This window comes from Salinimicrobium profundisediminis, from assembly GCF_026241755.1.
Taxonomy (GTDB): domain Bacteria; phylum Bacteroidota; class Bacteroidia; order Flavobacteriales; family Flavobacteriaceae; genus Salinimicrobium; species Salinimicrobium profundisediminis.
Genome location: NZ_JAPJDA010000015.1, coordinates 96,698 through 118,750, shown reverse-complemented (window position 1 = coordinate 118,750; position 22,053 = coordinate 96,698). Strand labels below are relative to the sequence as shown.

At 42.3% G+C, this 22,053-nt stretch carries 17 protein-coding genes and 2 tRNA genes; 8 read left to right on the top strand and 11 right to left on the bottom strand.

Annotated elements, in window-relative coordinates; translation table 11 throughout:
- Positions 1–129 precede the first annotated feature (129 nt).
- The gene (locus tag OQ279_RS10490; protein ID WP_266069844.1) at positions 130–1,392 is read right to left on the bottom strand and encodes a site-specific integrase; all 1,263 of its coding nucleotides are present in this window, start codon (positions 1,390–1,392) and stop codon (positions 130–132) included.
- A 215-nt stretch (positions 1,393–1,607) separates the two neighbouring features.
- Positions 1,608–1,679 (bottom strand) — tRNA-Arg (locus tag OQ279_RS10485).
- A 121-nt stretch (positions 1,680–1,800) separates the two neighbouring features.
- On the opposite strand from OQ279_RS10485, the gene OQ279_RS10480 reads away from it, so the two are divergent.
- The 3 genes from OQ279_RS10480 to OQ279_RS10470 all read left to right on the top strand — a co-directional run bounded on the left by OQ279_RS10480 (position 1,801) and on the right by OQ279_RS10470 (position 3,883).
- Entirely contained in the window at positions 1,801–2,787 is a 987-nt protein-coding gene (locus tag OQ279_RS10480; RefSeq protein WP_266069843.1) for a DUF1028 domain-containing protein, read from the top strand.
- A gap of 7 nt (positions 2,788–2,794) precedes the next feature.
- On the top strand, positions 2,795–3,163 hold the full coding sequence (locus OQ279_RS10475) for a hypothetical protein (RefSeq protein ID WP_266069842.1): 369 nt from the start codon (positions 2,795–2,797) through the stop codon (positions 3,161–3,163).
- Positions 3,164–3,358: 195 nt separating this feature from the next.
- Complete coding sequence (locus OQ279_RS10470) at positions 3,359–3,883, top strand: HD domain-containing protein (protein ID WP_266069841.1); 525 nt, start codon at positions 3,359–3,361, stop codon at positions 3,881–3,883.
- 103 nt (positions 3,884–3,986) lie between these two features.
- Here OQ279_RS10470 and OQ279_RS10465 read toward each other — a convergent pair whose 3' ends face one another.
- Positions 3,987–5,543 (bottom strand): M20/M25/M40 family metallo-hydrolase, encoded by a 1,557-nt coding sequence (locus OQ279_RS10465; protein WP_266069840.1) that lies wholly within the window; start codon positions 5,541–5,543, stop codon positions 3,987–3,989.
- Between the two features lie 257 nt (positions 5,544–5,800).
- On the opposite strand from OQ279_RS10465, the gene proC reads away from it, so the two are divergent.
- Both proC and OQ279_RS10455 read left to right on the top strand, forming a co-directional pair.
- Positions 5,801–6,607, top strand: a complete 807-nt coding sequence (gene proC, locus OQ279_RS10460; RefSeq protein ID WP_266069839.1) for a pyrroline-5-carboxylate reductase — start codon at positions 5,801–5,803, stop codon at positions 6,605–6,607.
- A gap of 232 nt (positions 6,608–6,839) precedes the next feature.
- Complete coding sequence (locus OQ279_RS10455) at positions 6,840–8,648, top strand: AMP-dependent synthetase/ligase (RefSeq protein ID WP_266069838.1); 1,809 nt, start codon at positions 6,840–6,842, stop codon at positions 8,646–8,648.
- A 263-nt stretch (positions 8,649–8,911) separates the two neighbouring features.
- Here the strand turns inward: OQ279_RS10455 and OQ279_RS10450 are convergent.
- Positions 8,912–8,985, bottom strand: a tRNA-Ile gene (locus OQ279_RS10450).
- 81 nt (positions 8,986–9,066) lie between these two features.
- On the bottom strand, positions 9,067–9,516 hold the full coding sequence (mce, locus tag OQ279_RS10445) for a methylmalonyl-CoA epimerase (RefSeq protein ID WP_266069837.1): 450 nt from the start codon (positions 9,514–9,516) through the stop codon (positions 9,067–9,069).
- A gap of 164 nt (positions 9,517–9,680) precedes the next feature.
- Here mce and rbfA point away from each other — a divergent pair, with 164 nt between their 5' ends.
- Together rbfA and OQ279_RS10435 are read left to right on the top strand one after the other, a co-directional pair.
- Positions 9,681–10,073 (top strand): 30S ribosome-binding factor RbfA, encoded by a 393-nt coding sequence (gene rbfA, locus OQ279_RS10440; protein ID WP_266069836.1) that lies wholly within the window; start codon positions 9,681–9,683, stop codon positions 10,071–10,073.
- Positions 10,074–10,076: 3 nt separating this feature from the next.
- The gene (locus tag OQ279_RS10435) at positions 10,077–11,276 is read left to right on the top strand and encodes an ABC transporter permease (protein ID WP_266069835.1); all 1,200 of its coding nucleotides are present in this window, start codon (positions 10,077–10,079) and stop codon (positions 11,274–11,276) included.
- Between the two features lie 117 nt (positions 11,277–11,393).
- Here the strand turns inward: OQ279_RS10435 and dusB are convergent, their stop codons facing one another.
- The 6 genes from dusB to OQ279_RS10405 form a co-directional block, all read right to left on the bottom strand.
- On the bottom strand, positions 11,394–12,386 hold the full coding sequence (dusB, locus tag OQ279_RS10430; protein ID WP_266069834.1) for a tRNA dihydrouridine synthase DusB: 993 nt from the start codon (positions 12,384–12,386) through the stop codon (positions 11,394–11,396).
- A gap of 352 nt (positions 12,387–12,738) precedes the next feature.
- On the bottom strand, positions 12,739–15,153 hold the full coding sequence (locus OQ279_RS10425; RefSeq protein WP_266069833.1) for a TonB-dependent receptor: 2,415 nt from the start codon (positions 15,151–15,153) through the stop codon (positions 12,739–12,741).
- Between the two features lie 180 nt (positions 15,154–15,333).
- Positions 15,334–16,023 (bottom strand): LrgB family protein, encoded by a 690-nt coding sequence (locus OQ279_RS10420; protein ID WP_266069832.1) that lies wholly within the window; start codon positions 16,021–16,023, stop codon positions 15,334–15,336.
- Positions 16,020–16,397, bottom strand: coding sequence for a CidA/LrgA family protein (locus OQ279_RS10415; RefSeq protein ID WP_266069831.1), 378 nt, complete (start codon positions 16,395–16,397; stop codon positions 16,020–16,022). The genes OQ279_RS10420 and OQ279_RS10415 overlap by 4 nt, the downstream gene beginning before the upstream one ends.
- A 38-nt stretch (positions 16,398–16,435) precedes the next feature.
- A complete protein-coding gene (locus tag OQ279_RS10410) occupies positions 16,436–19,369 on the bottom strand; it encodes a serine hydrolase domain-containing protein (protein ID WP_266069830.1) in 2,934 nt (977 codons plus the stop codon).
- A gap of 37 nt (positions 19,370–19,406) precedes the next feature.
- Entirely contained in the window at positions 19,407–20,579 is a 1,173-nt protein-coding gene (locus OQ279_RS10405; protein WP_266069829.1) for an acyltransferase family protein, read from the bottom strand.
- A gap of 199 nt (positions 20,580–20,778) precedes the next feature.
- On the opposite strand from OQ279_RS10405, the gene OQ279_RS10400 reads away from it, so the two are divergent.
- The gene (locus OQ279_RS10400; protein WP_266069828.1) at positions 20,779–22,032 is read left to right on the top strand and encodes an ROK family transcriptional regulator; all 1,254 of its coding nucleotides are present in this window, start codon (positions 20,779–20,781) and stop codon (positions 22,030–22,032) included.
- Positions 22,033–22,053: the final 21 nt, after the last annotated feature.

Sequence of the window (22,053 nt, the reverse complement as noted above, 5' to 3'; positions counted from 1 at the left end):
TCGTTCAGCAAATATTACATAAGATTCAGTCCCTGAATTTTCCTGTTTAGGGTTTTAACGGTTACAAGTTGGTAGATTTATCATATTAGCACCAGACTGCCCAAATGATTAAAAGTTTTAAAATATTGATTAAACATGTTTTTGCAACTCAGGAAAATTACCCGATGCTTTACTGTTCAACTTTTGCTGTAGCAATTCCATATCTTCACTCACTTTCCTTTCAATTACCTTGGCATAGATTTGAGTTGTCGAAAGTTTTTTGTGTCCTAAAATTTTTGATACCGTTTCAATCGGTACTCCATTGGTCAAAGCAACTGTCGTTGCAAAGGTGTGTCTGGCCAGGTGAAAAGTCAGGTTCTTTTCAATAAGACACTTTTCAGCTATTTCCTTTAAATAGCTGTTTATCTTTTGATTGGAAAGCGTGGGCAGCAGACTGTTATTTAAAAGACAACCTTGATCATGTTTATAATCCTCAATTAGACTGATTGCTTTGGATAGTAAGGGAAGTTTAACCTGATTTCCATTCTTCTCTCTCCTGGTGATTATCCAGAATTTCTTATCTATTCCAATCACCAGGTTCTGAGGGGTAAGAAGCATGAGATCTGCATAACTGACTCCGGTATAACAGCTAAAAATAAAAAGATCTTTTACCTTTTTAAGCCTAGGTATTTCCGGCTGGAAATTCTCAATTCTCTCCAGTTCATCTGAAGTCAAGAATCCCCTTTCTTTCTGTACCAGATGAGGTTTGAATTTGACAAAAGGATCCCGGTCTATCCATTCAAGATGAAAGGCCAACGTCACCATTTTTCGCAAACGTTGAATATGTTTCATCACTGCATTGTGCTGGAGGCGTTTTTGGTAATGCCGAGGCCGGACAGCTCTTAGGTAGTTTTCAAATTTTATGATAAACCCGTAATCCAGTTCTTTTAGATAAAAATCTTTTCTCCCATATTCCTTCTTTATAAACTTTCTGATATAATTTTGACTTGTGATATAAAGACGAGAGGTATTATATTTCAGTTTTGAAAACATATTTTCATTGTGATACTTGAACATGTCTTCCAAAGAAAAAAGATGCTCCATATCACCAAAATATTTCGCTTTAATATTTTCCGGAGAGATTACCTTCCCCTCTACCCTTAATTCCTGATAACACTGGAAGAGCCTGGAATGCTCCTGATCCAGGAACTGGTTCAGTTCTTTAGATTTGGACCCTTTACCTATGAGCCTTTGTTTTCTGGAATCCCACAGGTCTACCTCGGCCTTTCTCTTTAGGCTGATATTTAATTTTCTTCCGTTCACAGTGATTCTGGCATAAACTACAGCCAGGTTATCTTTTGCTCGTTGAGAATAAATCCAGAATAAAACCGAAAATGTTGACAGTGTACGCATAATTGGTGACTTTAAGTTAAACAATTTCACGAAAGTCAAACCACCAATTGTGCTGCTTCACAGAGTATCAAGATAAGAATTCAAACCGAAAATATGTTGACGATTTGTGAACTTTTAAGTGCATTTTATTTAATATCAGTTGATATCAAAAAAAACACAAAATCCTGATAATCATAAGATTAACAGGATTTTGATTTCCTTTAAAATGTTAAAAGTAGCCTCGCCAAGAATCGAACTTGGATCTAAAGTTTAGGAAACTTCTATTCTATCCATTGAACTACGAGGCCATGCGGGCGCAAATTTAAAAACTTCCTTTCAGTTTTAAGCCCGAAATAGAGATTTTTTGAGACTGAAGCTCATAAAACCTCCTAAAGGAATATTTATTACTTTTAAAAAAATATTTTGATCATGAAGAGCCTTTCTTTTCTTGCCATTTTTTGCTGCACCACACTCTTTTCCCAGTCGGGAAATCCCGGGATCATGAAAGACGCCTTTGCACACACCTATTCTATTGTGGCAAGAGATGCAAAGACAGGCGAGATGGCCGTGGGAGTTCAAAGCCATTGGTTTTCTGTGGGGTCTATCGTTTCCTGGGGAAAATCGGGAGTGGGCGTTGTAGCCACACAGTCATTCGTAAACCCTGCTTATGGCCCACAGGGGTTAGAACTTATGCAACAGGGAAAAAATCCTTCCGAAGCATTGGGGATTTTGCTGGCGCAAGATGAAGGAAAAGAATACCGACAGGTGGCCTTTTTGGATACTTCAGGAAATACTGCCGCCCACACCGGCGAAAATTGTGTAGAAGCTGCAGATCATATTAGCGGTGAGAATTATTCGGTACAGGCTAACATGATGCTCAATGCCACTATAGTACCCGCTATGCAAAAGGCTTTTCTTGAAAATGCCAAATTACCACTGGCCGAAAGGGTGCTAAAAGTACTACAGGCTGCCGAAGCTGCCGGCGGTGACCTTCGCGGAAGCCAATCGGCTGCAATTATCGTTGTTGGCCCCGAAGAAGTTGAAAATCCATGGGAAGAAAAAAAGATCGACCTGCGGGTAGACGATCATCAGCAGCCACTGGTAGAGCTGGAACGCCTGCTCAAAGTTGCCCGGGCTTATGAATTTATGAACCGCGGAGATCTTGCTATGGAAGAAAATAATGTTGACAAAGCACTTGAAGAATACGGCAATGCCATGAAGCTTTTCCCAGACAACCTCGAAATGCAATACTGGACGGCTGTAGCCCTTGCCAACAGCGGAAGAATGGACGAAGCAAAACCCATTTTTGAAGCTATTTTTAAAGAAGATGAGAACTGGAAGGAAATGACCCGCAGGTTACCCTCGGCCGGCCTTCTTAACATACCGCAACAACAACTGCTAAACCTGATAAAATAAGATGAAAATGAAAAATTTAAAACTCAGCTATCTTACCATAGCCCTCGGACTGGTCCTGATGTCTTCCTGTAAAGATGAAAAGACTGCGACCGAATCTACTCCACAACAAACTGCCGAAACCACTACGCAGGCAGCTAATAGTGAAGAAATAAAGGTGAATCCGGCACATGGGCTTCCAGGCCACAGGTGCGATCTTCCGGTGGGGGCGCCCTTAACGGCGAATTCCGCAGGCACTACCAGCCCTGCTGTTTCGAGCCCGGCACCTTCTACATCAGTTTCGCCGATAAGGGTAGACCAGACGCCACAGGTAAATCCGGCGCACGGGGAACCGGGCCATGACTGTACCATTCCGGTTGGAGCACCGCTGCAAAAATAGGTTCCTAAAATGCCATTTTTGACACCCGTAAAAAGTTTGTCAAAAATGGCATTTCTGAATCTGCTTCAGTATTAAGTCACTTCATTTTCAGAAAAAAGAAAATATGAATTTTTCTGTTTGATGAACTTGAAATATGACTGAAGCTGAATTGTTCCCAGTTTACTTCGGAAAAATTCTTATTTTCAGAAGTAAAAAATGGAAGAGGAAGCTTTGGCATTCGCAACTAAAGCTCACGGAGAGCAGCAACGGAAATATTCAGAAGAAGCTTATATAGAACACCCGAAGCGGGTGGCAAAAATAGTAAAAAGCGTACCGCATTCCGCAGAAATGATTTGCGCGGCATATCTTCATGATGTCGTGGAAGATACTCCTGTGAAAATCGAAGAAATAAGGGAGAAATTCGGTCAAAAAGTAGCTAATCTGGTTGCAGAACTAACCGATGAATACATGAAGGTGAATTACCCTCACCTCAACCGCAGGACCCGTAAAGAGCGGGAAGTGCAACGCCAGGCCAACATAAGCAAAGAGGCAAAAACCATAAAATTAGCCGATGTTATTGACAACACTCCCGATATTGTAAGAAATGACCCGGGTTTTGGCCGCAAATACCTTTGGGAAATGGAAAAACTAACGCAGGTACTCATTGGCGGTGATCCCATCCTCTTTGAAAAAGCCCGAAAAGAGGTGGCTGAAGGGAAAAAGGCTTTAGGCCTTAAATAAAATAAGCTGCAGAAAATCCCCTTTTTGACACCTTAGGTGAAAGGACCTTCTGCAGCTTAGTGCAAGTAACCAGGAACGCCTGTGCTACAGGCGCTCTTTTTTCTTATTCTACTCCGCCACGGCGATTTGGAGATCGTGGCTCAGGCCATGTCTCCTGTTCTCCCGTACGGGTATTGATTGGAAGTTTGATTTGTTCCCTCGAAGCCTTTTCGTCGTCTTCACTCGCCATATAAGTAAGTACAGCCGTAAGAATGACGTTATTTCTCACGTCGTCAAAAACGATCTTGTCGTAAGTGTCGCGGTTTGTATGCCAGGTATAGTTCCAGTAAGCCCAGTCTAAAGCAGTTAGATTAAAAGCCGGAGCTCCTGCTGCAAGAAAAGAAGCATAATCTGACCCCCCACGACCCGGTCTTCCGGGGAAGGTAGTTTGTACATGATCGGCAACCGTATCGGGCACTTTTGAAAGCCAGTCTTCCAGGTAATCATAAGCGTGCAAGAACCCATTCCCGGTGATACGCACCACTCTTCCGGTTCCGTTATCCTGGTTGAATACCGCCTGAATATTTTCTACAATTTCCGGGTGATCTTCCACAAATGCGCGTGACCCGTTAAGCCCCTGCTCTTCGCTACCCCAAAGCCCAATAATTATTGTTCTTTTAGGGTTAGGGTAATATTCCTTAAGAATTCGGGCAGCTTCCATCATTACGATAGTTCCGGTTCCATTATCTGTCGCCCCGGTTGCGCCATCCCAAGAATCAAAATGCGCCGAAAGCACCACGTATTCTTCAGGTAATTCGGTTCCTTTAATAGTAGCAATGGTATTGAATGTAGGCACCATTCCCAGTTCTTTAGATTGGGCGGTAACTTTAATTTTAGGCTTGCTTCCGTTCTCTGCCAGCCTGTAAAGCATTCCGTAATCTTCAAGGGCGAGATCAAGGGTAGGAACCTCTTTTGTGTAAGCTCCAAAAACCTTGTTTACCCCAAAACCTTCAGACCAATTGGAAGTAATCACCCCAACAGCACCGGCTTTTTCAAGTGCAGCAGGTAAAGTGCGGGAGGTATAGCCCATAGTACTGAATTTATCTCTCCAGGCTTCAGATTGTTCACTACGCTCGCGCTTCATCTTTTCAAAAGAAGCTTCGGTAGCATATTCTTCCCAGTTATAATCGGGTCTTCCGGTTGGTTCCTGCATAGAAATGAGGACAAATTTACCCTTTACCTGTGGCAGCCAGCGTTGAAAAGCCATAGAATCGGAAACTGTTTCGGACAAAGTAATTACCTCGGCGGTTACAGGTTTTTTCCCGGTAGAAGGGCTCCAGGCGAGCTGTCTCCCTTCAAGGGTTTGCAGCCGTGGCTCAACCATATCAATATGGGTAACGCCGCGTTCCCAGCCGCGCCATTCTCCCCACTTCTGCTTTTCGGCAGGGATGCCCCAGCTTTCAAATTTCTTTACGGCCCAGTTATGAGCATTGTTCATTTGTGGTGTTCCTACCAGGCGTGGCCCAATGCTGTCCAGCAACTGGTGCGCTAACTCCTCAAGTTTCGAATTTTGCTCGACCTCCTTTACAATATTCTGTATAACTTCATCTTTTGATTGTGCAAATGAGAAGTGAGCCGACAAAAGCAGACACAGGGTGAATAATCCCGAAAGTTTTTTCATGCGTGTAATAAGTTTTTAAGATCAGTTTTAGCCAAATATATCAATAAAATTAACGTCTTCCCCTTCGGAAGCCTTCCTACTACTGACGGATTTTCAGGTTTTTGACGATATGTCGGTCACTTCAGAAATAAAACTATACAAACAAACTACTTGTTATCAGCGGGATACGCCATGACAGGCAAAGAATTTCAGAATTAATTTTATTTAAGGCTTGTCCTGTACAGTCTTTGCACAAACACTACAAAATATTAGAAGTAATGAAAGTTTTAGTTATTGGAGCAGGAAATATGGGCCTCACTTATGCAGAAGGCATGGCCTCATCAACATTTTTAAACCAGCGTAAGCTCATGATTTACGATGTCTCGCCAGATAAAATTGTTTTGCTGAAGGACATGGGGATCTTTGATGTACACGAACAACTGGAAGATGCTTTACCCCAGGCCGATCTAATCTTTATTGCTGTAAAACCATACCACAGCGAGGAACTATTTGAAAGAATGAAACCGATGATGAATAAGGAGCAAATCGCGGTTTCCTTAATGGCGGGAGTTACCATTGAGACTATACAAAATGGACTGGGCATTAAAAAAGTAGTAAGGTCAATGCCTAACCTACCGGCCCAGGTAGGAAAAGGAGTTACCTCCTACACCGAATCAAAAGAAGTTTCGAGAATAGAATTATTGATGGTTAGAAACCTTCTTGACACTACGGGAGAATCTATTCATGTGAAGAACCAGAACTTCATTGATGCCTCTACCGGAATTTCGGGAAGTGGACCTGCGTACGTATTCTACTTTATGAACTCTATGCTTGAAGCGGCCTTAAAAATGGGCTTTTCGGAGCACGATTCAAGGGTGCTTGTAAGCCAGACTTTTGAAGGAGCGGTAGAACTCTTTAACCAAAACGACCTTTCCCCAACCCTGTGGATGGATCGCGTGGCCTCAAAAGGTGGTACTACAAGGGCAGCGCTAGATTCTATGGATGACAACAACGTAAAAGAACTGATCAAAGAAGCCGCCTACGCCGCTTTTGACAGGGCAGTAGAACTGGGAGAAAAGAGCTAACCAATTTTCCCCTTTTTGACAGGTATATGAAGCCGGTATGTGAGTAACATGACCGGCTTTCCTTTTTCCTGAATTTATCTGCGGAAAAAGAAATGAGGCCCAGGCAAAAAAAGTAACTGCTTCCCGCCATAATTGTTTGATTAAGCAATATTTTTGCACTTCCCGAATAAGTCACAACAACAGATGACTTTTCGGCTATTTTCTGCAATAAAAGATTAGTGAGGATTGACATATGGACCAAAACACAACTTCTACCGAATTTCCAAAACGCCTGTTTGACTGCCTTAGCTTTCAGCTTGAACATTTTCCCCTGCCCGATATGCTTGTCGCTAAAGAAAATGGAACATGGAGAAAATATAGCACTGCCGAAGTAGGACAAAAAATTGAGCAAATAAGTGCTGCACTCTTAAAAATGGGATTTTCGGGAGGTGACGGAAGCATAGAAGGTAGAGATAAAATTGGCATTATTAGCCAGAACTGCCCCGAGTGGATAATGGCCGATATGGCTATTCAACAAACCGGAGCAGTATCTGTACCGGTTTATCCCAACATTACCAACCACGAACTGCAATTTATCCTGGCTGATGCCAGTGTGAAAATGATCTTTGTAGGAGACACCACACTCTACCAAAAGATCGTTGAAATACGCGAAGAGCTGCCGGCTTTAGAACATGTTTATTCTTTCAAACCGGTTGCCGGAATTCCGCAGCTAACCGATTTGATGATCGATGTAACACCCCAACTTAAACTGCAGGTAGCCCAGAGCAAAGATGCCGTTAAAGAGACAGATCTTGCGACCGTTCTTTACACTTCGGGCACAACGGGAACTCCAAAAGGCGTTATGCTCTCCCACGGCAACATTGTAAGCAATTCTCTGGGGGCCGCCCATGTTATACAAGAAGTGGGAGTTAAACACAAGAAAGTATTAAGTTTTCTCCCCCTCAACCACGGCTTTGAAAGAATGGCAACCTACTGTTTCTTTTACAGCGGGGCAGCGGTGTACTATGCCGAGAGCATGGAGAAGATCTCAGAAAATCTCAAAGAAGTAAAACCCACGCTTTTCACCACAGTTCCAAGACTCCTGGAAAAAGTTTATGAAGGCATACTTGCAAAGGGCAACGAACTTACCGGAATAAAAAGAAAACTCTTTTTCTGGGCTTTAAAACTGGCCGAGGAATTTGAGATCAACAAACCCAAGAGCCTGAGTTATAAACTTCAACTTGCCGTGGCCGATAAACTTATCTTTAGTAAGTGGAGAGATGCCCTGGGAGGAGAAGTGAAATCTATCATCACGGGTGCGGCTGCATGCCAGGTACGGTTGTTAAAGATCTTCACCGCCGCCAAAATCGTGATACAGGAAGGCTATGGTTTAACCGAAGCCTCTCCCATTATCAGCGGAAATCGCTACAATGAAAAGAACAGGATGTTTGGCACTGTGGGGCCACTTTTAAAAGGTGTAGAGGTTAAAATTGCCGAAGACGGTGAAATTCTTTGCAAAGGTCCTAATGTAATGATGGGTTATTACAAACGTCCCGATCTCACTGCAGAAGTGATGGAGGGTGAATGGCTGCGCACCGGCGATATCGGAACTTTTATTGACGGTAAATTCCTGAAGATCACCGACAGGAAGAAAGAACTGATTAAAACCAGCGGCGGAAAATTTGTAGCACCTCAGCCCATTGAAAATAAGATGGTAGAAAGCCCATGGATAGAGCAGATCATGGTGGTGGGAGAGCTACAGAAGTTTGTGGGCGCACTCGTTGTCCCTGCGTTTGAAGCTCTTAAAAAATGGTACCTGGAACAGGAGAAACCCTATCCGGGAAATGAAAAGGTGTTGGAAGACAGGCACGCAAAGGAATTGATTGGCGCCTCTGTAATTCATTTCAACAAGCATTTTAATCCGGTGGAGCAGATCAAGAAGTTCCGGTTGATCCCTAATGCCTGGACTATTGAAGGAGGAGAGTTAACACCCACCCTTAAGCTGAAGCGCAAAATGATCATCGAAAAGTACCAGGAATTCATCAAGTCTATTTATAATTAGTCGCGTCTGACTACCACGCAAACCTAACAGGTTTTAAAAACCTGTTAGGTTTTTCCTGATCTTAGAATATTAACTTTTCCAGGTGCTGAAGCTTCGGAAGAACTATCCTGAATTGCTATCTTTTGTCTTTCCAGTGAATTGGTGACCAGCAAAGTGCAATCGAATTCCAAGCAGATCTCCAAATTTGAGGTGGAGCCAACATAATCGTACAAACCAGAATATAAAAAAAGCCTCTCACATCGTGAAAGGCTTGATTTTACTCGTGGTCCCACCTGGGCTCGAACCAGGGACCACCTGATTATGAGTCAGGTGCTCTAACCAGCTGAGCTATAGGACCGGCTCATTGGTGTTATGAGGGCGCAAATTTAGATATTTGTTCAATACTTAACAAGCATTTCAAAAAGATATTTTCAGGAATTTACAAATCCTCCCACACCTCATCGCCAATGGGAATATACTCTTCTCCATCTTTGATCTCTTCACACAATTCAACCAGCACTCCGTTAGCCGATTTTGGGTGCAAAAAAGCCACCAGCTTATTGTCGGCACCTTTCTTTGGGCGTTTGGAAATGAGCTCAAACCCTTCTGCTTTGAGGCGTTTCATTTCGGCTTTAATATCGTCTACCTCAAAAGCGATGTGGTGAATGCCTTCGCCTCTCTTAGCGATGAATTTTGCCACGGCACTGTCTTCAGAAGTGGCGGCCAGCAACTCAATTTTGCTCTCCCCGGTCTTGAAGAATGAGGTTTCTACGCCTTCACTTTTCACTTTTTCGGTTTTGTAGCTTTCAGTCTGCAGCAGTTTAGCGTAAAGTTCATTAGCGGCTTGCAGGTCTTTTACTGCTATTCCTATGTGTTCAATCTTTTTCATTTTTCAGTTTCAATAGTTTTTAAAAGTAAATTTCCGAAGCTACATGAGTCGCTCCGGAAGTTTTGAGTTTTAAATATAAAAAGTAGGGAGCGGTTAGGAGCAAAAACCTAAAGCTATTAACGCAGATTTTAAGATTTGAGCACTAAATATGCTATTTTTGTGCCATGGAAACGAACAGACAGAAAAAAATAGGAGGCGTATTACAGCAGGATCTTGCCGATGTGCTGCAGTCTCACTTGAGGGATGCGGGAAGAACAGGAATTTTAATCTCTGTTTCGAAGGTGAAGGTCACCACAGATCTTTCGCAGGCAAAGGCTTACCTGAGCATATTCCCGGCAAAGAACGCGCAGGATATCTTGAAGGAACTCAACCTGCTAAAGCCAAAACTTAAACACGAACTGGCGCTGCGCACAAAGAATCAACTGCGACGTATGCCCAACCTCGAATTCTTTATTGATGATTCCCTCGATTATATTGAGAACATCGAAAAATCAATAAAAGGCGAGAACAACCCTATTGAACAGCCCGATTTGCTTTCAAAGCGAAAAAAATCTTAGCGCTTGAAGTTCCCCTTTTACATAGCCCGCAGGTACTTGTTCTCAAAAAGCAGCAACAATGCCATCAACATCATTACCCTCATTGCGGCTATAGGGGTTTTTGCAGGGGCTTTTGCCCTCTTTATCGTACTTTCGGGCTTTACGGGGCTCAAAGACTTCAGCCTTTCCTTTTCTAACGAATACGATCCCGATCTCAAGGTGCTTGCGGCAACGGGAAAAACATTTAATTTTTCTTCGGAAGAAAAACAGGAGCTGGAAAATATCGGCGGAATTTCCACTTTTTCAGAAGTAATTGAAGAAAGGGTATTCCTTGATTTTAAGTCGAAGAATAAGACAGCTTACATCAAAGGCGTAGATGAGAATTTTCTGAAGGTGAACAAACTGGACAGTGCCGTAGGTATGGGAGGCTGGTTTCATCCTGAAGAAGCCCAGGTGGTGATTGGAAATACCATTTCTCACGAGCTCAACCTTGGCACCTTTGATTATATGAGCCTGCTGGAGATCATGGTGCCACGCCCGGGCAAAGGTCAGGTGCTTGATCCTACCACGGCCTTTAATTCCAAACGAGCTGTAGTATCGGGTATTTACAGCATCAACGAAGAACTGGATGGCAAATATGTGTTTGCTTCTATTGGCCTGGCGAGAGAGCTGCTTGACCTGAAACCTGACGAGATCACCGGACTCGAACTTAAACTAACCCCCAATGCCAATCCCGAAACTGTAAAAAAGGCTGTACAGGCAGTTCTTAATGATGATGTTGAAATTAAGAACAGGGCGCAACTCAACGACGCCCTTTACAAAATGCTGAATACCGAAAACCTGGCCGTATATCTCATTTTTACCCTTGTTTTGATCATTGCGCTATTTAACGTGGTGGGTTCTATTATCATGGTGATTTTAGACAAAAGGGAGAATATAAAAACCTTGCACAGCCTTGGGGCCACGCCGGGACAAATCAAGAATATCTTCTTTACCCAGGGCGTATTTATGACACTTTTGGGAGGTAGCCTGGGCCTGCTTTTCTCTATTGCGGTGGTCTTTTTACAACTACAGTACGACCTGGTGATGATCACTCCCACCCTGCCTTATCCTGTAGCCATCACGTGGCAAAATATAGTGGTAGTGATGCTTACCATTACTGCGTTAGGTACCATGGCTTCTTATATTGCGGCAAGCCGAAGCAAAAAAGCTCTGGGCGCATAGAGATGGAAACTAAAAAATAAGAGGTTACCTCAGTTTTAGTTTGACATTAGACACCTGTACTTCCGCCAGAAAGACCTTCTGAAAATGCCATTTTTGACACCTTAGTAACAGCTGAAGTTACACGAACTGGTAGCCAGAGAATTCTTTTTCCACTTCATCGAAGGCAGCAAATACATCGGCGGCATCGTCGCTGGTCACCATCTTTTGGCGGTAATCCTTGAAGTGCGGAATTCCTTTAAAGTAATTGGTATAGTGTCTTCTGGTTTCAAAAACGCCCAGCTTCTCGCCTTTCCAGTCAATAGCCATTTGCAGGTGGCGACGGGCAGCGTCAAGACGCTCTTCCATAGTGGGAGGCGCAAGGTGTTCCCCGGTTTTGAAGAAATGTTTTACTTCCTTAAAGAACCATGGATAACCAATGCTGGCCCGGCCAATCATTGCCCCGTCAAGACCATATTTGTCGCGCATCTCTACAGCTCTTTCAGGCGTGTCTACGTCGCCGTTGCCGAAGATTGGAATATGCATCCGCGGATTGTTCTTAACCTCGGCAATAGGCGCCCAGTTAGCCTCTCCCTTGTACATTTGCACGCGAGTGCGGCCGTGAATGGAGATCGCACTTGCTCCCACATCCTGTAGCCGCTCAGCAACCTCAACGATCTTAATGGAATCGGCGTCCCAGCCGAGCCTGGTCTTTACTGTTATGGGTAGGTTGGTGTGTTTTACCATAGCCTCGGTAAGGGAAACCATGAGCGGAATATCTTTTAGGATCCCTGCACCGGCACCTTTGGAAACCACCTTTTTGACAGGGCAACCAAAGTTGATATCCATAATATCGGGACCTGATTTCTCAACAATTTCTACCGATTGTAACATGGATTCCAGATTGGCTCCAAAGATCTGGATGCCCACCGGCCTTTCTTTTTCGTAAATATCAAGCTTCATAACGCTCTTTGCGGCATCCCGAATTAGCCCTTCCGAAGAAATGAATTCGGTATACACGACATCGGCGCCCTGTTCCTTGCACAACGCACGAAACGGCGGATCGCTCACATCTTCCATTGGTGCTAATAACAATGGAAATTCTCCTACATCTATGTTTCCTATTTTCGCCAAAACAACTGTTTTTCAGGCTGCAAAAATAAGGAAATTTATTTAGTCGTTAGTCTTTAGTCGGGAGTTGGTAGAAGTTCAATTTTTTAAACAAAAATCATAGAGTCATGACCGAGATTAGGAAGAAAATCAACGATTCATCCTTTTCTTTTTAAATATAAATCTGATTAGAATTTGGTGCCTGGATTTATGTTTTTCAAAACACTTCTAACTTCGTCCTTCTAAAACCGTACTTCAACTTGTTTCCCGCTGATATCGCAGATTTCCGCAGAAAAAGTATTGACTTATAATGGATACAAAAATTCATCCGGGTCACCAGCACATTGTACAATATACCTTCTACAATATAAATTTTTTAGAGCCTATCCCTCTCTGCTGCTTCTATAGCTCTCTGATTATCGCTAAGCCTGAAATTTCCGAAGTTATACTTGAATCCTACACGTACGTACCGGGTTTCGGGTCTTGGATAGTAGCCGTTGTCCTGGTTGAGATATCGTGATTTAAGCCAGGTATTGGTCTCATCAAGCAGGTCTTCTACATTTACGCTAACCTCAGCACGATTATTCCACAGGGTTTTGCGAAGACCAAGGGAAAGGGTGGTCATGGGATCCATTTTGTAGGAACCGCTAAGCCAATCGGACACATAAGTGAGACTTAATTCTCCTGTAAGCGTACCGTCTTTAGAAATAATAATATTGTTGTAGAGGCTTCCGTAGAAACCATCTATCTCTAAAGTCACCGGTACATCACCGCTTTCAATAGCTACAAAAGTACGTTCCTCGTTAAAGAGAGAAACGTAAGCGTATGCATACCACCAATTAGCAACAGAACGCCCGTGAGTAATGTCAATCCCTACAGATTTACTCTCCAGCAAATTCATACTCACCCTGCGAATAAGCATTTGCTCATTGTCCTGAAAGCTGAGGGTTTGTGGAGTTTCGCCGCTATCCCTATAATAAAGATCGAAGAAATACTCATTTTTGAGGGCATAGCTCAAAGTAAAGTTATTACTAATTGAAGCCTCCAGGTTTGGATTACCCGAGTTATAATCAAATTCTGTAAGATAGTATCTAAACGGGTTCAGGCTTTCGTACCTGGGTCGCTGGATCCTTCGGCTGTAGTCAAAAGTAAGGCTGTGATTATCATTAAAGCTGTGCTGCAGGTAAAACGTGGGAAACAATTCAAAATACTCCCGGGTGTCGATCTGCTCCATTGATCTTGAATCTCCCGTGCGGTCTGTATATTCCCCTCTCAAACCACCTTTGACACTCCACTTCTCCCAGTCTTTTGCCAGAGAGAAATATGCAGCATAAATATTCTCATCGTAGAGAAAATTATCGGACTGATCTTCGTCAAATAAATAAGTCCCGGTCTCGGGAGCCATACGGAAGTAGTCTATCCCACTTTCAGAAGTAATAACGGAAGCTTTAATTCCGCTTTCAAAGCTGGTACTGCCTATGGGCGTGATAAAATCCAGCTGGCCGGTAAAAATCTCGATTCCCTGTTGGGCTTCAGTAGTAAAAGCGTAATTGGAAGTAGTAGCATCAAGATCTACAATACTGGTATTTATTCCCTGCTCCCTGTCGTGATCATAACGGGTATAATGTGCCTTCGCCGAAACCTGGGCACCGGGTTTGTCTAATAAATGTTTAAACTCAAGATCAAACGCTACGTTAGAAACGTCTTCCTCAAGTTCACTTTTGGTAATGAGGTTTTCCACTTCCTCATTCATCTCATAGACCCTGGTAAAAACATTGTTATTAAATGTTTCATTGGGTGAATACGTAAGACTGGAAGAGAAATTAAGAATGTTATTATCATCAAAATTATAGTCGAGCAGTATGTTCGCATTATGAGCATTTGACTGTGTAGTGCGATCAAAATTTGTTTCCCAGCGGTTTACGATATTGTCGGCTCCATCGCGAAAGTTGATGTAGCTATCGTCCTCTTTATATTCCTTGCGGGTAGAATTGGTATAATTTCCGAAGAGATTGAGTTTATCAGTTTTATAATAATGGCTGGTCCCCACCTGGAATTTAGGATAGATCGCCTGCGTCCATGCACCATTAATATTCCCCTTATAACCCGGTGCAATACTTTTGGTGGTGACAATGTTAAGAATAGCACCTCCTTCGGCATCATATCGAGACGGTGGTGTGGTGATCACCTCAATAGATTTGATATTTTCTGCTGAATAATTTTCGAGCAGGGTTTGTAATTCAGAAGCAGTTAGTTGCACCTTTCGGTCGTTGATATAAACCTGTACGCTCTGATTTCTCACCATGAGAGAATTGCCCGAGAGGATTACCCCGGGAGTCTTTTTTAGAATATCCCAGGAACTACCTGTTGAAAGTGTAGTGTTCTCCACGCTAAAAACCAGGCGGTCAACTTCTCTTTTTACTGAAGGATTCTTATAATTTATGGAGACTTCGTTAAGTGTAGCGGTGTTCTCCTTCAGGGTAATGTCGCCTAATTGCTTATTACCCGTAACCTTAATACGTTGTAACAGGTCTTCAAATCCAACAAAACTTATTTTAAGCAGGTAATTATCTTCGGCTACAGATTTAAGTGAGAAGCGCCCATCTTCTGAAGAGACGGCTCCCCGGTATACAGTTGTAGAATCTTGGGCATTCAACAATATCACGTTAGCAAAAGCAACAGGCTCCCCCGAAGCATCGAGAGTGCGACCTTCAACAGAATGTTGGCTTAAAGCCGAAAAAGAACAGAAAAATAAGAACAGGCACAGTGGGAGGCTGTATAATTTGGTCATGCAATTTGGTGGTTAGTGCTTGATAAAGGTAACAAAATCAAACAAATATAGCATATATGCGCTAAGTACAAAATATTTTTGCTGCTGTTGTTGCATGTGCTAACTTCTCTTGACTCAATTTGTTGTGCCTCCGGAAATATTAAATATCACTATTAGAAGCTCTAAAGAATTTAAGGCCACCTAAAGCAGGAAGTGTAAGATAACAGGGGTGACTACAGCTGTCACTATACCATTGAGACACATGGCAATTCCACTATATACACCTGGAATTTTTCCTTCCTCAATCGCCCGGGCAGTGCCTATTCCGTGAGCTGCCGTGCCAAGGGCCGCACCTATTGCTCTTTGATTGGTAATACCCATCTTGTTTAAAAAGTACAGACCAAAAACGTTTCCAAAAACTCCTACCGCTATTACGATTCCTGCTGTAATATCGGGGATTCCTCCTACGTTTTTGGTGATTTCAACAGCAATGGGCGTGGTAACAGATTTGGAGGCCAATGACTGGATCAAAAACATCGGCATTTCAAGGAGAAGCAGAAAGAAAACAATACTCACTACACCGCAAATTCCTCCAATGACCACAGCAATGGTAAGCAACCTAAGATCCTTACGCAGCTCTTCATACTTCTCGTAAAAAAAAGCACCTAAAGCAACTACTGCCGGACCCAGAAAATAAGTCAGAATTTTTCCTCCCTTATTATAAGCCTCAAAAGGAATATCGAAAACCTTCAGGAATACTATTATTCCTACAATAGCAAGAAGAACAGGATTCAAAAATGCTATTTTAAATCTCTTTATTTTTCCGGCTAAAGCATAAAAAACCAGGGTTATCCCAATGCCAAAAATAGCCCACAGAAAAGAGAAGTTCATTTTCCCGATTTTTGAAGAATTATAGCTGTAACGTATAAAGTGAGCAGGGTACTGGCAATTACAGCAATTGAAAGCGGCAGCCAGTATGATTTTATTAAATCAAAATAAACCATCAAACCCACCCCGTAAGGAATAAAAAATACCACCAGAAATTCTATGAGTTTATCGGATGCCGGTTTTATTGCCCTCAACGGTACCCATTTGTATTTAAGCGCCACAAAAAGCAATACCATACCTATAATATTCCCCCCCACAGGCAGTGCAAAAAGATAACTTATCACCTCTCCCATGAGCAGAAAAAGCAAAATGAAAAAGAATGCTTTAAGTCTCGCCCAGGAGAAAAGATCTTTAAGGTAGTTGAGTACTCGATGCAATCTTACATATTTAAAGAAATTACAGGTCTCAAAAATAGCTATTTTTTGATGGCATCATAAAGCACCTGATGGATTTCTGTACGGGTATTTAGGCTGTATAATTTATGATTATCGCGGGTAGGATGAACACGGTTAGAAAGAAATATATACAGTAAATCTACTTCAGGATCCATCCACACCATTATACCTGTAAAACCGGTATGGCCAAAGCTGGCTGCCGATGCATCCTGCGCAGTGTTCCTGCTCTCGCCCTTCTCGTTGTAATGAGGCTTATCAAAACCCAGGGCCCTGTGATTATCTGTATTGGGAAAGGTGGTTTCTGTAAATTTCTGAAGCGTTTGCTCCTCCAAATATTGTTTACCACCATAATTCCCGCCATTAAGGTACATCTGTAACAGCTTTGCCAGGTCGTTGGAATTGGCAAACAATCCGGCGTGGCCCGAAACTCCTCCCAGCATTATGGCACCTTCATCGTGAACCGTACCATGGATAGGTTGTTGCCTGAACAAAAAGTCATTTTCTGTAGGTACAATCCTGTAAAGTGGCAACTGCGGATTAAATCCTACCGTAGTGGCACCTAAAGGCTTGTAAAAGTTCTGCTGAAGAAAATCGGTAAAAGACAAATCGGTTCGACTTTCCACCACTCGTGGCGCCAGGATGAAAAAGAAATCGGAATACACATACTCCTTCTTTTCACGCAAAGGAGAGTTTTTTATCGCCTTTACAATCTTATGGGGATAATCTTTATGCAGGTACATCCCATCTTTAATTTTTATGGGATAATCTTCAGAAGGTGTTTTTTTAAAGGTCTTTCTCTTGTAACTGCCATTCTTTCTAAAAGTATCTTTCCAAAAAGGGATCCAGGGTTGAAATCTCGCCTGGTGCGTTAAGATGTCATAAAACGGAATATCTGCCTTATTAGATCTTCGGAAAGATGGAAGATGATCGGCCAGGGTGCCATCCAATTTGAATTTCCCCTGCTCATACAATTCCATCAGCGCAGCCATTGAAGTTGAAATCTTTGTCACAGAAGCGAGATCGTAAACATCATCTTTTTTTACGGTAACGGTATCAGAATAAGTATGGCTGCCATAAGCCTTGTGAAATATAACCTTTTGATCTCTTGCCACAAGAATTTGTGCTCCGGGAGTTGCTTTCATCTCCATAGCCAGGTTCATAAGCGAATCTATACGGGTGCGCAGGATTTCAGAATCCATTCCTGCAGCTTCAGGAAGAGTATAGCTAAACCGAATACCTCCTTCTACCTCCAGGCCGTCTCCGGCTTTAAATTTCTCTCCCACACTCACCGGAAGCTTTCCGTTAGCACCAATCCCGCCAAAGATGAGCTGTGCCGCCACCTCCTGGGTTTCTTCGTTATCCTGATAAGCAACCACCAGGCCTGCAGCATCTTCAATTCCGTCAATTTTATTGAGCACGTACGGGTTCTTAAAAAAGGCAAAAATCGAATTGTCTTTAGAAGCCAGTTCTTTTATGAGTTGCAACACATCTTCATTAAGTCGCAGGTTATTCCTCGGAAATTTGCTGAAGTCGTGAATTCCTGAAATTACCAAATCGTAATTCTGAAGCTGGTCCTTCAGGGTTTGCACCATTAATTCTGAAGCGTCTGCCGGCAGATTAAAATGTGTAATTCCGGCATAAAGGTCAAGGGTTTCCTGGAAATTTGTCCTTTCCATAGTACCAAAAGAAACAGAAGCTATTCTCAAAGATTCCAGCTCCTGTACCGGGATGACATTGTTAGTGTTTTTAAGAACAGTTAGCGAAGCTTCTACCAGTTTTCGCTTAAGATAAACTGCCTTTGGTGTGTTTATCTCTTCTAAAATATTTTTTAATTCTACTGGCTTGTAGTTATTGAGCCCCACCCACTGTTTTACTGCCAGGATCTTTCTTGCGCGGGAGTCGATCTCTTTTTGTGATATAAGCCCCTGGTTAATGGATTTCCGAATTTCGGAAATAGCTTTTGAAACTTCAACAGTAAATTCCAGGAGATCATTTCCTGCAAGGATGGCATCTTTGTCTACAATTCCCGGCTCATTACCTTCGGTCACACCTTTCATGTTCATCGCATCGGTGACGATGAGGCCTTCAAAGCCCAACTCCTCCTTTAAAAGTCCGGTAATTATAGGCTTGGACAAAGTGGAAGGAACTCCCGTAGAATCAAGCGCCGGAATATTTAGGTGCGCCACCATGACCCCGCCAATACCGGCTTTTATAACCTCTTTGAAAGGATACAGCTCTAAAGAATCAAGTCTTACCACCGGGTGGTTAATTTGTGGAAGGGCATAATGCGAATCGGTATCGGTATCTCCATGACCCGGAAAATGCTTGGCTGTGGTGAGCAGTTTTGCATCCTGCATCCCCTGCATATAGGCGGTAGCCTTGCGCGCCACATTGTATTTATCTTCCCCAAAAGATCGATAATTGATCACCGGATTGTTAGGGTTGTTATTGACATCTACTACAGGTGCAAAATTGAGGTGCAGCCCCGATCTTCTAATTTGCCTGCCCACTTCTATACCCAACTCGTAAATTAGGTCTTCTTCCTGAACCGCGCCCAAAGCCATTTGGTAAGGATAGCTAATGGTACTGTCCAGGCGCATGCCAAGACCCCATTCGGCATCTATAGCTCCCAAAAGTGGCACTTTTGACGCTTCCTGATATTCATTCATCAGCTTCACCTGACTCTCGGGATCTCCCTGGAAAAATATGAGTCCGCCAACCTTTTGTTCGTTGATAAGCTTGAGAATTTCCTGCTTATGGTCTTCACCCCGATTGGAATATGCAGCTACCATGATAAGTTGAGCAATGCGCTCATCTGGTGACAGCGTTGTCATCACCGAATCTACCCATTTGCTGTTTGTATATTTCAGGAATGGAGGTTTAGTGTTTTGAGCCTCTAGAGAAAGGTTGAACAAAAAGGCTACAACTAAGAGAAAAGGGGGAAATTTTGACATTTTTGAAGTTCTATCTTAAAAAGTTTAGGGGCGTAAACTACACCTTGATATAAATACGTTTTTTATCCATCCAGTAGCCCATAAGCCACATGAGCAGCATATAACAAACGGCAAAAAGCAGCGATGCATTATATGCCCCCAGCCAGCTAAGGAAAAAGTTACTATAAATCCAGCCTTTCATGGAAGCGCCATTGATCCAGATGACGCTCATAAGCATCACAAAGACCCCCGACATCACAAAAATGAATAAAGGATTTTTACCAAAGACTTCAAAGAAGTAGGTCCAGGATTTTAGCTTTACCACTTCAATAATCCAAATAAGGAATCCAATAAGCACAAGACCCCAGCCAATGGTAAGAACCACATAAGAGCTGGTCCAGATTGGCTTATTGATTGGAAACACCAGGTCCCATACCTCTCCCAAAATAACCAAAGCTATACCGGCTGCTACTAGTTTCCACACTGTAGTAAAATTATTTCCAGATTTCTGGATGAAAATACCGGCAACATAACCTGCAATAACATTAACTATAGCGGGCAAAGTGCTTAAAAGTCCTTCAGGATCGAATGGTAAACCAAAGCCACTGTATAGATTTTCAGGAGAAAAGATTAATAAGTCAAATTTTAATGCTGCATTACCTTCTTTGGAATAAGGGTTCCCGACATCCCCAAAATAGTACATGATCCACCAATATAACAATAGAATACCAGCACTTATAATTATTGAACCTTTCAGTTTAAAATATTTTACAATGAGGGATCCAAAAAGGTAACAAAGTGCAATACGCTGTAAGACTCCCATGATTCGCATTTCGGAAAGATCTTTTAAAACCAGCTCTCCACCCGACCTGTAAACAAAAGGAAAGGCAGTTAGAAAAAGACCTATAACAAAAATTTTAATGGTCCTTCTAAATACCTTTTTTAGAAATACAGAATCAGGTTGTGTATCAAATTTGCGCATACTAAAGCTCATGGCGTTTCCCACCACGAACAAAAAGCTGGGAAAAACCAAATCTGTAATCGTGAATCCATGCCAGGCAGCATGTTTAAAAGGAGCGTAAATAGTACTCCAGCTTCCGGGGGTGTTTACAAGCACCATGAGTGCAACAGTTAGACCCCTTAATACATCTAATGCCAAAAATCTTTGGCCGCGGTTGGGTTTGAAAATAGTTTTTTCTTCCCCAGACTTTGTTATATTAAGGCTTTCCATAAGTGGGTTTAACCATTATTTACACCTACTTCTTCAGAAGTTTCGTAAATAATGTGGATTTTATCTCAGCATAAAAATATAAATTTTTATTAAATAAAATAACTTTTATAAAAATTTTGATTAAGTTCTTTGGTTGTAATCTCATTTTATCCTACTTTTAATTTTCAATCAGCCTGCTTAAAGCAGCTTCTAAAATTCTATGAACATCGACGAACTTTTTATAAAAAACGAAGAGCTAACCAGTAACGTAGAGCGAAAAAAACACCTTCAGAAAATAAAGATCTTAAAGAATCTCTATTTTGAAGGCCCAAAAACCAACACCGAGATTTGTGAGCGATTCAATATTAGCTCACCAACATCAATAAGGCTTCTCAATCAACTTATAGACGAAGGCTGGGTAAAGAAAAGCGGTAGAGGAAAATCGGCAGGTGGGCGTAAGCCCGATCTTTACAAACTTGAAGGCAACAGCTTTTATGTAATGGGAATTCAGCTGGAAAGATCCAGGCTCAAAATTGCCATTTTTGACAACCACAACAAGAAGGTTGCAGACTTTAAAGATTTTTTTGAGCTGGGGAGTGAGGTTGGATTGGTAGATCATATTTATGGTGAAGCAAACAAGCTCATAGAAACTTCGGGCATAGACATTGAAAAACTGCTGGGCATAGGAATAAGCATGCCGGGGTTGGTATCTTCAAAAGAAGGAAGGAATTTCACTTATTTTATTCAGGAAGAAGAATCTGAATCTCTTGAAAACATCCTGAAACGCAAGTTCAACAAACCCATCTTCATTCTAAATGATGCAAAAAGTGCCTGTGTGGCAGAATCTAATTTCGGGATGGCTACTAACCTGGAGAATGTTCTGGTAATTTCTATGGATTGGGGAATTGGCCTGGGAGTCATTATTGACGGGAAAGTCTACCAGGGTTCGTCGGGTTTTGCCGGTGAATTTGGACATATACCCCTAATCGATGACGGGCAATTGTGCCACTGTGGTAAAAGAGGTTGTTTGGAAACAGTAGCTTCGGGCCTGGCTCTAACGAGAATGGCACAGGAAGGAATAAGAGCCGGAGAAAGCACCAGCTTAAACCTGCTTTCTGAAGAAGACCTGCGGAATCTACAGCCCGAAAAGATCATTGAGGCTGCTAATATGGGAGATCAATTCTCAATAAACATACTTTCCAAAATTGGAATAAACTTAGGGAAAGGCCTGGCTATTCTTATTCAGCTCTTCAACCCAGAACTTATCATTCTGGAAGGAAAATTTGCTAAGGCCAGCCAATTCATTACAGTACCTATCCAACAGTCTATCAATACCTACTGTATGGCGCAATTGAGAGAAAAAACCAAAATTTCTCTTTCCAGCCTGGGTGAAGATTCGGTTCTCCTTGGATCGGTGGCCACAGTGATGGAAAATATATTTGGCAAACAAATAAGCCTTATAAACAATAATTAAACTGAAATATCATACTACATT